A 13,932-nucleotide genomic window follows, 5' to 3' on the forward strand; every position below is an offset into this window, starting at 1 on the left:
AAAGGAAGCATCATGTCTCCTCTAATCTCAGCAAACCAGTTAGAAGAAATCATTAATAGTGGTGAGAATGTATTGCTCTGTGATTGCCGCTTTGATCTAGTAGATCCACTGATTGGCAAAAATTCCTACGAAGAAAGTCATATTCCAGGCGCCATCTACGTTGACCTTGATAAAGATCTTTCAGGGGCAAAATCTGGCAGCAATGGCCGTCACCCTCTTCCCAGTCCTAAAGCCTGGGCAATTACCAAGACTCGCTTAGGCATCAGCCCAAACACTTTAGTAGTTGCCTACGACAAACAAGGCTCTGTATATGCCAGCCGCTTATGGTGGATGCTGAAATCCACTGGCCATGCCAATGTACAAGTGTTGGATGGCGGACTAGATTCTTGGAATGGTCCTATGGGCACCATTCCTAGAGCACCGACCCCTTGCGCCCAAGTGATCGGAGTGATGCCTTATGCAGGGCTCGCTCTAGTTGACGAGGTGGTAGGCAATCTACAAACCCAGAAAAACAAAATTATTGATGCTCGGACAGAAGATCGTTTTCATGGTCAAAATGAAACTTTAGATCCTGTTGGCGGGCATATCCCTGGCGCAATGAATCGCTTCTTCAAAAACAATCTCAACGCGACTGCATTTAAAACTCCGGAGCAATTATTCAAAGAGTTCACAGAATTTCTTGGACCTATTAAAGCGTCTGAAGTCATTCATCAATGTGGCTCAGGCGTCACTGCTTGCCATAACCTTTTGGCGATGGAGCTTGCTGGATTTAAAGGTTCGCGCCTGTATGCAGGCAGTTGGAGCGAATGGTGTGCAGACACCAATAGGCCTGTTGAACTCTAGGGCAGTTGAGTTTTAAGTCTGTGGAAATGTATTAATGCAGTAAAGAAAGCAGGATCACAAAACCTACGCCGCAAGCAATCAATAGTGTTTGACGCAAAGACTCAACCCAGTGTGGACGGCGGTGCATTTGCGGAATGAGATCACTCACCGCAATATAAATAAAACTACTGGACGCAATCACTAGTAAGTAAGGCATCGCTGCATGGGCGCGCTCCAAAAAGAAATATGCCAGTACCCCGCCTACTACCGCTGATAAGCCGCAGATAAAGTTGTATAACAAAGCACGTGCGCGCGAGAAGCCAGCATTCAGAAGCACAATGAAATCGCCGATCTCTTGTGGAATCTCGTGGGCAATGATCGCAATAGCGGTGAAGATACCAGCCTGATAGTCGGCCATGAAGGCTGCCGCTATCAAGATGCCATCTACAAAGTTATGAATACCATCACCAACCAAAATCATCCAACCACTACGCCCAGCATTTTCAGCATCATGGCCATGATGGTGCTGGTGCCCATCGCCTTCATGATGGTGATCGTGACGTAGTAAAGCGATTTTCTCGAGCAAGAAGAATCCTAATAACCCAGCGAGCAAGGTGGCAAACAAGTACTGGGGGCTTGCACCCTCCATGCTAAATGCCTCAGGCAAGGAGTGAAGTAAAGCAGTTGCCAACAAAATACCAACAGATAAACTGACCATGTTGTTGACCATCTTCGACAGCATCGCTAAAGAACAACTTGCTGCAACTAAGACGCTAGCAGTGCCTGCTAAGGTGGTGACCAAGAGAATGGTTTGTAAAACAGGCATCGCGCTTACACCACTCCCATTTTCTTGAACCAGGCAAGACATTTTTCCCAACCATCTTTAGCAGGACCCTCACGATAAGTGGCGCGATAGTCTGCATGGAAAGCATGTGGAGCATCTGGGTACACTTCAAATTGACAGGCCTTAGCCGCTGGATTTTTTGGGGCTGCTTGCGCTAGTGCGGTACGCATTTGTTCAATGCTCTCTAGAGAAATCCCGGTATCAGCAGCACCGTACAAGCCGAGCACTGGTGCTTTTAAATCAGCAGCAATATCTACAGGATGTTTGGGGTTACCTTCAGTCTTCTCGCCGATGAGGCGTCCATACCAGGCCACTCCGGCACGTACTTGTGGCAGGGTTGCCGATAGCCAAGTAATACGACCACCCCAACAGAAGCCGGTTACACCGACCCGCTTGAGATCACCGCCATTCTTACCAGCCCAAACCAAGGCTGCCTGCAAATCATTTAAGACCTGCGAGTCTGGAGTTTTGGCCACAATATTTTGCTGAATCTCCGCTATCGTTCCATAAGCATTTGGATCGCCTGCGCGGGCAAAGAATTCTGGGGCAATAGCAAGATAACCTAATTTGGCAAAACGTCTTGTGACATCAGCAATATATTCGTGCACGCCAAAGATTTCACTCGCGACAATAATGACGGGCAACGAGCCTTTCACTTTTTCAGGGCGAGAAACATAAGCAGGCATCTGAAAACTACCAACAGGAATCATCTGCTCACCAGCTTTGATGCCCTTGAAATCCGTTTCGATAGCAGCAGCCATGACAGGCTCAGACGCAGCTACAAATCCAACCCCAATTGCGGTCGCACCCAGTGCGGATGTCTTCATGAAATTGCGTCGACTATTTTGAATATCTTTACTCATTATCTTGTCCCCTAGCTTGTATTACCCATTCAATACTTAATCAATACTTAATGCGCTTCTTCCCAATTATCGCCAATCCCAATACTAACTACCAAAGGCACCTTGAGATCAGCAACATGACACATTAAATCCGGCAGCTTTGCCTGCAGTAGCTCAATTTCGTCTAAGGGCACATCAAATACCAATTCATCATGGACTTGAAGCAGCATTTTGGTTTTTAACTGTTCCTTTTCCAACCAATCCTCAACAGCAATCATCGCTAACTTAATTAAGTCTGCAGCAGTACCTTGCATAGGGGCATTAATTGCCGCACGTTCGGCGCCTTGGCGGCGAGGACCATTTGATCCCTTGATTTCCGGCAACCAGAGACGTCGCCCGAAGACTGTTTCTACGTAACCATTTTCCCGCGCCTCAAGACGAGTGCGCTCCATGTACTGAGCAACCCCCGGATAACGATCAAAGTATTTGGCGATGTAGTTTTGGGCAGCTGAACGCTCAATACCCAAGTTACCAGCTAAGCCAAAAGCACTCATACCGTAAATAAGACCAAAGTTAATCACTTTGGCATAACGACGTTGCTCAGAATTGACATCATCCAAAGGAATGCCAAAGATCTCTGCCGCAGTAGCTTGATGAACGTCTTTGCCTTCTCTAAATGCAGTTAATAGGTTTTCATCTTCAGCGATATGCGCCATGATGCGCAACTCAATTTGCGAGTAATCTGCTGATAACAACTTACATCCTTCTGCCGGAATAAATGCCTCGCGTATACGACGACCCTCTTCTGTACGCACAGGAATATTTTGTATGTTGGGATCGCTTGATGCCAGACGACCGGTAACCGCGGTAGCTTGAGAAAAGTTCGTGTGAACGCGCCCAGTCTTGGGATCGGCCATACGAGGGAGCTTCTCAATATACGTAGACATGAGCTTTGCCAAGCTACGGTAGTCAAGAATACGTGCTGGTAGCGGATAGTCTTCAGCCAACTTCTGCAAAACCTCCTCATCCGTAGAGGGTGCACCCGATGGCGTCTTTTTTATCACTGGGAGCTCAAGTTGCCCAAATAAAATTTCTGCGATTTGCTTGGGTGACTGAATGTTGAACGGCTGACCAGCTAACTTATGAATCTCACCCTCCAATTCAAGTAGACGCTTACCTACTTGTTGCCCTTGTTTCGCCAATAGCGCGGAATCAATCCGAATACCGTTACGCTCCATGATGCCGAGTACACGCATGGCTGGCATCTCAACGTTTTCATAGATGTAGAGCAATCCAGGGCTTTCCTGAATCTGTGGCCATAACTCCAAATGGAGGCGCAAGGTAATGTCAGCATCTTCTGCCGCATAGTCTGTCGCAATCTGGAGATCCACTTGATCAAAGCCAATCTGGTGAACCCCTTTGCCGCAGACCTCTTCGTAGCGAATCGTCTTCATACCTAGATGGCGCTCAGCTAAGCTATCCATGTTGTGCGGCATGTGTGACTCAAGAACATACGACTCGAGCAAGGTATCGAATGCAACACCTTTTAAAGTAATGCCATGGTTTGCAAAAATATGGGCGTCGTACTTTAAGTTTTGTCCCACCTTTAAATGTGCTGCACTTTCTAACCAGGATTTCATGCGTGCAAGAACTAGATTTCGATCGAGCTGTACCTCGCCATTACGATGCGCAACTGGGATATAGCAAGCCTCACCCGGTTTGACCGATAAAGAAATTCCAACGAGCTCTGCAGCAAGCGCATCAAGACTAGTTGTTTCAGTGTCTACCGCTGTTAGCGCAGAAGACTCAATCTTTTTTAACCACTTCTCCAAGCCTGCTTCATCCACTACGCATTCATAGTGACGCTCGATCGCATCATGGGAGTCACGAGTTTCTTGTGACAAATCTTTGGTTGGCGCGCTAGCAATAACACGAGACTTTTTCCCTTCCTCACCCTGATTGGTGCTGGAGTGAATTGGGCTACCTGCTAAATCGAATGAAACTGCTTCAGAGCCCTTATTTTCTGGGCTTGTGAGCTGCTTTTCTACATCACGTAACCATGTCTTAAATGCATAACGTTCAAACAATTCGCGCAGCAAAGGGGCATCCTCAGATTTCGCATGCAAATCATCTAAGCTCGGTAAATGGGGTGATAAATCGCAATCCGTTTTTACCGTAATCAATTGACGTGCTTGCGGCAACCAAGGAAGAGTAGCGCGTAAGTTTTCACCAACAACACCTTTAACTTGATCGGCATTTGCCATTAAGTTATCTAGGTTGCCAAATTCTGCCAACCATTTATTTGCTGTCTTTGGCCCCGCCTTCGGAACACCCGGTACGTTATCCACGGTATCGCCGATGATGGATAAATAATCCACAATCAATTCTGGAGGAACGCCAAACTTTTCCTTTACGCCTTCGATGTCTAGCTTTTCATTCGTCATCGTATTGATGAGAGTGACAGAAGGATTTACTAATTGCGCTAAATCTTTATCACCGGTAGAAATAATCGTTTCCCAACCCGCTTGCGTTGCCTGGCAAGCCAATGTACCAATCACATCATCTGCCTCAACGCCAGAAACCATTAATACCGGCCAACCTAATGCCTTGACCATGGCATGAATAGGCTCGATCTGTTTAACCAAATCTTCAGGCATGGGGGAGCGATGCGCTTTGTACTCTGAGTACATTTCATCACGGAAAGTCTTACCTTTGGCGTCAAAAACACAGGCTATATGGTCAGCCTTGAGCTCAGAACGGGCTCGGCGCATCATATTGACCATGCCATAGATAGCTCCAGTGGGCTCTCCAGCCCCATTTCTGAGATCTGGCATGGCATGAAAGGCGCGATAGAGGTAGCTAGAGCCATCTACCAACAAGAGTCTATGTTTAGTCATACTGCAATCGTACAATCTAGTTGTGAATTGCCTACAGGTCTGGTTAAGGAACCGTCCGAGAGTAGGCTTAAAAAGGTGAAAAAATGCATTATTTAACTAACTTAATAAGCCACTTAATGAGTCAAAGTCTAGCTCTAATGAGCTTTTTAGTGGTTTTTGGACTTTTAGGCGTTACTTCAGCCCAAGCTCAGAATAACAGCCAGGCACTCAGTAACTCCGAATTAAACCGTATTAATAATCAACCACTCGCCCCAACAGTCAGCCCCGCTGGCGCACTCAACTCTCCAGAAACGCGTAAGCCGAACTATCAGTTCAAAGATAAAAATGGTACGACGGTCACTGAGTACAAAGATGCCAACTCACCAACACAGGTCGATGTAAAAACACCTTTTACTAGCTATGAAATGGCACCACCTACGTCAGTGATGCCTGGACCCCAAAAAGATACTGATCTTATTAGCGTTCCCAGTATTAGCATTCCACTTAGATAATCTTTAAAGCAATTTAGCTTATGGCCGTATTTACTCCGATTGAGCTTGAGGATATTTCTCATTGGATTACTCAAGACTTTGACATCGGCCAAGCCCATGAAATTCGTGGCATTCATGGCGGGATTGAGAACTCCAACTTTTTCTTAGACACCATCAAAGACGGCAAGAAACAGGAATATGTTTTAACCATCTTTGAAAGATTATCTGCTGCACAATTACCTTTCTATCTAGAGTTAATGCGCCACTTAGCGAACAAAGGCGTACCAGTTCCTAAGCCTATTGAGAACAAGCATGGAGAAATCCTATTTACCCTCAAAGGTAAGCCAGCAGCCATTGTTACCAAATTACCAGGCCTTTCTAGACTTCAACCAGAGGTTAATCATTGCGCACTCGTAGGTGGAATGCTTGCCAAAATGCATTTAGCTGGAAAAGATTTCCCTAAGTCACAAGAAAATCTTCGGAGCCTTGCTTGGTGGCAAAAAACAATTCCCCAAGTAATGGCGCATTTGAATACATTCCAAAAAGAACTCATTACCCATGAGCTAAAAACTCAAGAAGAGTTCTTTTCCTCGGGTACTTATGATGGCCTGCCGCAAGGCGCTAGCCATTGTGATCTGTTTCGTGACAATGTCTTGTTTGATCCAAAAGGAGCGGATACATCTCAAGATGAACTAGGCGGTTTCTTCGACTTCTACTTTGCTGGTACTGATAAATGGTTATTTGATATCGCCGTGACTGCAAACGACTGGTGTCTTGCTGATAACAAACAAGATTTAGACCCTGCTCGCCTTGATGCATTCATGAAAGCATATCAAGCAGTTCGTCCGCTTACTAACGAAGAGCAAGCCAGTTTGCCGCTTATGTTGCGCGCTGCTGCTTTACGCTTCTGGGTTTCAAGGCTATGGGACTTCTATCTACCGCGGGATGCTCAGATGCTGACTCCTCATGACCCTACGCATTTTGAACACATTCTACTAAGTCGTCGCTCACTATGAAACTCAATTCCATAGCACCAAAAGAAGGATACACCTGGATTAGGCAAGGTATTTGGCTCTTCAAACAAAATCCTTTAGGCTTCTTGATGCTGGTGTTTATGTATGTATTTGCTGCGCAATTGGCAGTCATCATCCCAGTCATTGGTGTTTTTGCAGTACTCCTGCTCACGCCAACCCTTTCCGTTGGTTTTATGACTGCTTGTCGTCAAGCCATCCAAAAAGAGCGCATTAAACCAATAGTTTATCTGGTGGCACTTCGGTCTAGCCAAATTGTTCGCAAAAGAATTTTGCAATTAGGCTTGGTGTACGCCGGCATGATTTTGTTGCTGAGTTTTATCTTAAGTCTCTTGGTAGATTTTGAATTACTGCTTCCTTTGATGACAAGTGAAAAGCCGATTACGCCAGAAGCGCTGCGCCAGCTTTACTTGGTACTGATCTTTGGAGCAATGCTGTATTTACCAGTGGCAATGCTGATGTGGTTCTCACCAATCTTAGTGGCGTGGGCTGATATGTCTGTACCTCAGGCGCTATTTTCTAGCTGTCTGGCGTGCTGGACCAATAAGGCAGCATTCTTTTTGTATCTCTCTATCTGGAGCGCTATTCTGATTGCTATTCCTCTGACAGTCGGAATGATTTTTGATGCTCTCGATCTAGGGCAAGCAGCCTCCTTCATCATCGCCCCCATCTCCATGGCAGGCTTAACAATAATGCACTGTTCTTTCTATGCAACTTGGAAGGCGTGCTTTACTGAAGATGAAGTGCTGCCCATCTAATTGACTTATTAGTCAATCGCTGCAAGCTTCGCAATACTCAGCTGTAACCACTTAATTCCGTGGCGCTTGAAGTTCACTTGCGCCCGTGCATCAGCATCCACCCCCTCAAGACCAGTCACACGTCCCTCACCAAACTTAGTATGGAAGACGTTTTGTCCGATCGTGAATGGATAATTTCCGCGAGGGGGAGAAGCTAATCTTTTCACTTCCATTGAGGCTGAGCCAACTCGCTCAACTCGTTTAACCGGTCTTTGTCGATCAGATCCAGAATCAAAAAAGTCATTAGACTCGTATTCACGTTGGCGTGTATAGCCATCTTGCCAAGTAGATCCTGATCTTGAGTTACTGCTACCACCCCAGCGTGCATCTCTTGCCTTAGGGGTGAGCCATTTCAATGAATCAGATGGAAGCTCCTCTAGGAAGCGAGAAGGCATGTTGTAGCGTACCTGGCCATGCAACATCCTTGATTGGGTGTGCGAGAGGTACAAACGCTCTTTGGCACGTGTAATCGCTACGTACATCAGGCGACGTTCTTCTTCCAAGCCATTCTGTTCATTAACGCTGTTCTCATGGGGGAATAAACCCTCTTCAAGGCCGGTAATAAATACTGAAGTGAACTCCAATCCTTTGGCTGAGTGCACTGTCATTAACTGCACAGCATCTTGACCAGCCTGAGCTTGGTTATCGCCTGCCTCCAATGAAGCATGGGAAAGGAAAGCAGCCAAGGGTGAAACCTCTACTACGCCTGGAGCATTCTCACCAGGGAGCATGGCGGCTGCGGCATCCTGACCAAAACCTTCTTCAGCAATAAACGCAGTAGCAGCGTTAATTAATTCTTGCAAGTTTTCAACGCGATCCTGTCCTTCACGCTCTGAAAGATAGTGCTGAATCAAACCGCTATGCTGAATCACAAATTCGACTGTTTCCGGCAAAGTATTGTGACGAGTAGCTTCATGCATGTGATCTACTAAGCGCACAAATCCACCCAGTGCAGCACCGGCCTTACCTTCTAAGGAAGATGCGGCTAAATATAAAGAACATTGTTGTGCTCTGGCGGCATCTTGCAATGCTTCAATTGATCTTGCACCAATTCCGCGAGTAGGGAAATTCACCACACGGGAGAATGAAGTGTCGTCATTCGGATTTTCGAGTAAGCGTAAGTAAGCTAGTGCATGTTTAATTTCAGCGCGCTCGAAGAAGCGCAAACCGCCATAAACACGATACGGAATACCTGCAGAAAACAATGCGTGCTCAATAATGCGTGACTGGGCGTTGCTACGGTAAAGCAAGGCAACTTCGGTACGTTTGATGCCGCTATTAACTAAAGCCTTGATCTCATCAACCAACCAAGCAGCTTCTGCATGATCACTCGGAGCCTCATAAATACGGACTGGCTCGCCATGACCAGCATCGGTACGCAGGTTTTTACCCAGGCGCTCCGAGTTATTCGCAATGAGGTGATTTGCTGTATCCAGAATATGGCCGTGTGAGCGATAGTTCTGCTCTAGCTTCACCATTAGAGGGTGATATTGCTTTTCGTAAAGGCGCATGTTTTCAACATCGGCGCCGCGGAAGGCATAAATACTTTGGTCATCGTCGCCCACTGCGAAGACGGAACTGCTACCCATACCGCTGACATTAATACGACTTGCGTCATGGCCTGATAACAATTTGAGCCATGCATATTGCAAGGCGTTGGTATCTTGAAACTCATCGATCAAGATATGACGAAAACGCTCTTGATAGTGAGTGCGAATCGCTTCACTATGCTTGAGTAATTCATAACTACGCAATAAGAGTTCAGCAAAATCAACCACGCCCTCACGTTGACATTGCTCATCGTAAGCTGCATAAAGTTGTGCCATCTTGGCCTGGAAATCATCCCCAAGCGCTAAATCTTTTGCGCGCTGACCGCGCTCTTTGGCATGGGCAATGAAGTATTGCAATTGCTTGGCAGGATACTTTTCATCATCAACCTTTAGACCCTTTAATAGGCGCTTAATTGCTGAAAGCTGATCCTGGGTATCCAGGATTTGGAAAGTAGACGGTAAACCTGCCTCTTTGTGGTGAGCGCGCAATAAACGGTTACAAAGACCATGAAAAGTACCAATCCACATTCCACGCGTATTTATCGGCAACATGGCGCTTAGGCGGAGCATCATCTCCTTAGCGGCCTTATTGGTGAAGGTCACCGCTAGGACGCCAATGGGCGATACCTGGCCGGTCTGAATCAACCAGGCTATACGGGTGGTGAGGACGCGGGTCTTGCCGCTCCCTGCCCCAGCCAAAATCAAGGCTGACTGGGCTTGGCCATTTTCATTTACGGGCGGGAGGGTCACTGCCTCGCGCTGTTCTGGGTTGAGGTTCGCGAGCAAGTCTGAGTACATCAGCCCAATTATAATTTGCCTCTTATGCCAAATGCCTCAAATACCCCTAATTCACCAGCGGCCAGCTCAGCGGACGAGCTCGCCAAATCCTACGAACCCGCCCCGATAGAGGCCTACTGGGGTCCAGAGTGGGAGCGCCGAGGTATTGCCGACTCCACCATGGATGAAGATAGGTGTGATTTTTCCATTCAGCTTCCTCCGCCGAATGTGACTGGCACCCTGCATATGGGGCATGCCTTTAACCAAACCATCATGGATGGCTTGGTGCGTCATGCACGCATGTCAGGTAAAAACACTTTGTGGGTACCCGGCACCGATCACGCTGGTATCGCCACCCAAATCGTGGTTGAACGCCAACTTGATGCACAGAAAGTGTCTCGCCATGATTTGGGTCGTGACAAGTTTTTAGAAAAAGTGTGGGAGTGGAAAGAAACTTCTGGCAACACGATTACTCGCCAAATTCGTCGTCTAGGCGCATCGATCGATTGGGGTAAAGAATATTTCACAATGGACAGCAAGATGTCCAAAGCAGTGGTGGAAGTTTTTGTACGCCTACATGAGCAAGGTTTGATTTATCGCGGCAAACGTTTAGTGAACTGGGATCCTGTTCTAGGTACCGCAGTTTCAGATTTAGAAGTGGTAAGCGAAGAAGAGGATGGCTCAATGTGGCACATCCGCTATCCATTAACCGATGGTTCTGGCCATCTCACGGTCGCTACCACTCGTCCAGAAACCTTACTGGGTGACGTAGCCGTCATGGTGAACCCAGAAGATGAGCGCTACAAACATCTGATCGGTAAGTCAGTAAATCTGCCTTTGTGTGATCGCCAGATCCCGATCATTGCTGATGATTATGTTGATCTGAACTTTGGTACTGGCGTTGTAAAGGTAACTCCTGCACATGACTTTAATGACTATGCCGTAGGCCAACGACATCAACTGCCCATGATCAACATCCTCACTTTGGATGCCAAGATTAATGAGAATGCTCCAGCTGCCTATCAAGGCCTGGAAAGATTTGCGGCACGCAAGCAAGTTGTCGCTGATCTAGATGCTGCTGGTTTACTAGAAAAAGTTCAGCCACATAAATTAATGGTGCCCCGCAGTGATCGCACTCAAACCATCATTGAGCCAATGCTCACTGACCAATGGTTTGTAGCGATGTCTAAATCAAGTCCAGATAACAAATATCAACCCGGTTCATCTATTGCTGGTGCAGCATTAGATGCGGTAACTAGAGGTGATATCAAACTTGTTCCAGAGAATTGGATCAATACTTACACCCAGTGGCTAGAAAACATCCAGGACTGGTGCATCTCTCGCCAACTTTGGTGGGGCCATCAAATACCCGCTTGGTATGGCGATGATGGGCAGATTTTTGTCGGTTGCTCTGAGGAAGAGGCTAAAACTAAGGCTACGGCAGCCGGCTACACCGGCAAACTCAACCGTGACCCAGATGTATTAGATACCTGGTTTAGTTCTGCCCTTGTCCCCTTTAGCTCCTTAGGCTGGCCAGAAGAAACACCTGCTTTAAATCACTTCCTACCCTCCTCAGTGTTAGTCACGGGCTTTGACATCATCTTCTTCTGGGTGGCACGCATGGTCATGATGACCTGCCACTTTACTGGAAAAGTACCATTCCACACTGTCTATGTTCATGGTCTAGTACGTGATGCTGAAGGCCAGAAGATGAGTAAGTCCAAAGGTAATACTTTGGATCCAATCGATTTGATTGATGGTATTAAGATTGAAGAGTTAGTAGGCAAGAGAACTACTGGCCTCATGAATCCTAAGCAAGCAGAAAGCATTAGCAAGAAAACCAAGAAAGAGTTCCCGGATGGTATTCCGGCATTCGGTACCGATGCCTTGCGCTTTACTTTTGCATCTTTAGCTTCACTTGGTCGCAATATTAACTTCGACCAAAAGCGCTGCGAAGGCTATCGTAATTTCTGTAACAAACTTTGGAATGCCACTCGCTTTGTGCTGATGAACTGCTCTGGTAGTGATGAAGAGAATGGCTTAGCACCTTGCGACAACCAATGCGGTCCAGAAGGATATCTAGATTTCTCACCTGCAGATAAATGGATCGTCTCCGAACTCCAAAGGACTGAAGCTGAGGTAGCCAAGGGCTTTGAGGCATATCGCTTTGACAATATTGCTACTAGTATTTACCAATTTGTTTGGGATGAGTATTGCGATTGGTACCTCGAGCTTGCTAAGGTGCAATTGCAGACTGGCACGCCAGCGCAGCAACGCGCTACACGTCGCACCCTCTTGCGTGTTTTGGAAACTATCCTACGCATGGCGCATCCACTGATTCCATTCATCACTGAAACGCTTTGGCAAACTGTTGGCCCTAAGTCTGGAAAAGAATTAGCCCAACAAGCCAAACAAACGATTGCACTCCAGCCTTACCCGGTTGCTCAACCTGAAAAGATTGATGAGCAAAGCGAAGCTTGGATTACTCAGATTAAAGCGATTGTCGATGCCTGTAGAAATCTGCGCGGTGAGATGCAAGTTCCTCCTGGTCAAAAAGTACCGCTCTGGATTTGTGGGCCGGAGGCATTCTTAGAAAAAGCTACTCCTTATTTGATGGCGCTTGCTAAGTTAGCTGAGGTCAAAATCTATAGCGATGAATCTGCATTAGAAAAAGATGCTCCAGATGCACCAATTGCTCTAGTGGGTGATATCAAGCTCTTGCTCAAGATTGAAGTGGATATTGCGGCAGAGCGCATTCGTTTAAGCAAAGAAATTGAGCGCCTCGCAAACGAAATTAATAAAGCCAAGGGCAAATTGACCAATGAAAGCTTTGTGGCTCGCGCCCCCGCCGAGGTTGTTGCCCAGGAAAAGCAGCGTCTTGCAGGCTTTGAGCAAAATTATGACAAGCTTGTTGCACAATTAGAACGTCTGAAGTAATAATTAGCCAAATAAAACAATTGGATTTATATGTCACTAAGCACAAAAGCAGTCACCAAAGCAGTTTTCCCAGTTGCTGGATTAGGCACACGGTTTTTGCCAGCCACTAAGGCAAGCCCAAAAGAGATGCTCAATGTGGTCGACAAACCACTCATCCAATATGCTGTTGAAGAGGCTATTGCGGCTGGCATTACTGAAATGATTTTCGTTACCGGACGTAGTAAACGCGCTATTGAAGATCACTTTGATAAAGCCTATGAATTGGAGGCTGAGCTTGAAGCTAAAAACAAGCAAGCCCTTCTAGATATCGTTCGTAGTGTTAAACCTAGTCACGTTGATTGTATTTATGTTCGTCAACCTGAGGCACTCGGTTTAGGCCACGCAGTTTTATGTGCAGAAAAGTTAGTTCGTGATGAGCCATTTGCCATTATTTTGGCTGATGACTTATTGGATGGCCAACCTCCCGTACTTAAGCAAATGCTCAATGTATTTGATGAGCAAAATGGCTCTGTCGTTGCTGTGGAAAAAATTGATCCCGCAAAGAGCAGTTCTTATGGAATTGTTTCTGGATCTGAGGTAACTAAAGGCATTTATCGCCTAGACGGCATAGTAGAGAAGCCTCAACCTAAAGATGCACCATCTAATTTAGCGGTCGTGGGACGTTATGTCCTATCGTCTAACATCTTTACCCATATTCGCAATCTCAAACCAGGTGCGGGTGGCGAGATTCAGCTTACAGATGCAATTGCGTCTTTGCTAAAGGAAGAGCCAGTATTCGCTTATGAATATGATGGTGTACGTTATGACTGCGGCAGCAAGCTGGGCTACCTCAAAGCTTCAGTTGAATTTGCACTTCGTCACCCAGAGGTAAAAAACGATTTTGCAGAATACTTGAAGAGCCGGGTTTATCTTAAATAATTAAGGTAAGGCTGGGCCTAGATTTAAAGAGCGTAAACATCTGTCTA

At 46.4% G+C, this 13,932-nt stretch carries 10 protein-coding genes; 6 read left to right on the forward strand and 4 right to left on the reverse strand.

Features of this window, described 5'->3' with window-relative positions:
* Positions 1-12 precede the first annotated feature (12 nt).
* Positions 13-843, forward strand: a complete 831-nt coding sequence (locus ICN48_RS08225; protein WP_216153226.1) for a sulfurtransferase — start codon at positions 13-15, stop codon at positions 841-843.
* Between the two features lie 31 nt (positions 844-874).
* Here ICN48_RS08225 and ICN48_RS08230 read toward each other — a convergent pair whose 3' ends face one another.
* Genes ICN48_RS08230 through polA form a run of 3 tightly spaced genes read right to left on the reverse strand, consistent with a single transcriptional unit; the run spans position 875 to position 5,405 of the window.
* Positions 875-1,648: a ZIP family metal transporter gene (locus tag ICN48_RS08230; protein ID WP_216153306.1), complete on the reverse strand. Its 774-nt coding sequence runs from the start codon at positions 1,646-1,648 to the stop codon at positions 875-877.
* A gap of 5 nt (positions 1,649-1,653) precedes the next feature.
* Positions 1,654-2,529, reverse strand: a complete 876-nt coding sequence (locus tag ICN48_RS08235) for a dienelactone hydrolase family protein (RefSeq protein WP_216153227.1) — start codon at positions 2,527-2,529, stop codon at positions 1,654-1,656.
* Between the two features lie 47 nt (positions 2,530-2,576).
* A complete protein-coding gene (polA, locus tag ICN48_RS08240; RefSeq protein WP_216153228.1) occupies positions 2,577-5,405 on the reverse strand; it encodes a DNA polymerase I in 2,829 nt (942 codons plus the stop codon).
* A gap of 116 nt (positions 5,406-5,521) precedes the next feature.
* On the opposite strand from polA, the gene ICN48_RS08245 reads away from it, so the two are divergent.
* From ICN48_RS08245 to ICN48_RS08255, 3 genes are read left to right on the forward strand one after another with little or no spacing between them, the layout of a single operon-like run.
* On the forward strand, positions 5,522-5,896 hold the full coding sequence (locus ICN48_RS08245) for a hypothetical protein (RefSeq protein ID WP_255539513.1): 375 nt from the start codon (positions 5,522-5,524) through the stop codon (positions 5,894-5,896).
* A gap of 20 nt (positions 5,897-5,916) precedes the next feature.
* Entirely contained in the window at positions 5,917-6,891 is a 975-nt protein-coding gene (locus ICN48_RS08250; protein ID WP_216153230.1) for a homoserine kinase, read from the forward strand.
* The gene (locus ICN48_RS08255) at positions 6,888-7,664 is read left to right on the forward strand and encodes a BPSS1780 family membrane protein (RefSeq protein WP_216153231.1); all 777 of its coding nucleotides are present in this window, start codon (positions 6,888-6,890) and stop codon (positions 7,662-7,664) included. Before ICN48_RS08250 ends, ICN48_RS08255 begins: the two co-directional genes overlap by 4 nt.
* Before the next feature lie 8 nt (positions 7,665-7,672).
* Here ICN48_RS08255 and ICN48_RS08260 read toward each other — a convergent pair whose 3' ends face one another.
* Positions 7,673-10,051 (reverse strand): UvrD-helicase domain-containing protein, encoded by a 2,379-nt coding sequence (locus ICN48_RS08260; RefSeq protein ID WP_216153232.1) that lies wholly within the window; start codon positions 10,049-10,051, stop codon positions 7,673-7,675.
* Between the two features lie 24 nt (positions 10,052-10,075).
* Here ICN48_RS08260 and ICN48_RS08265 point away from each other — a divergent pair, with 24 nt between their 5' ends.
* A complete protein-coding gene (locus ICN48_RS08265; protein ID WP_216153233.1) occupies positions 10,076-12,967 on the forward strand; it encodes a valine--tRNA ligase in 2,892 nt (963 codons plus the stop codon).
* 30 nt (positions 12,968-12,997) lie between these two features.
* Positions 12,998-13,885, forward strand: coding sequence for a UTP--glucose-1-phosphate uridylyltransferase GalU (gene galU, locus ICN48_RS08270; protein ID WP_216153234.1), 888 nt, complete (start codon positions 12,998-13,000; stop codon positions 13,883-13,885).
* Positions 13,886-13,932 lie beyond the last annotated feature (47 nt).

It is taken from the genome of Polynucleobacter sp. JS-Safj-400b-B2 (genome assembly GCF_018881975.1).
Lineage (GTDB): Bacteria > Pseudomonadota > Gammaproteobacteria > Burkholderiales > Burkholderiaceae > Polynucleobacter.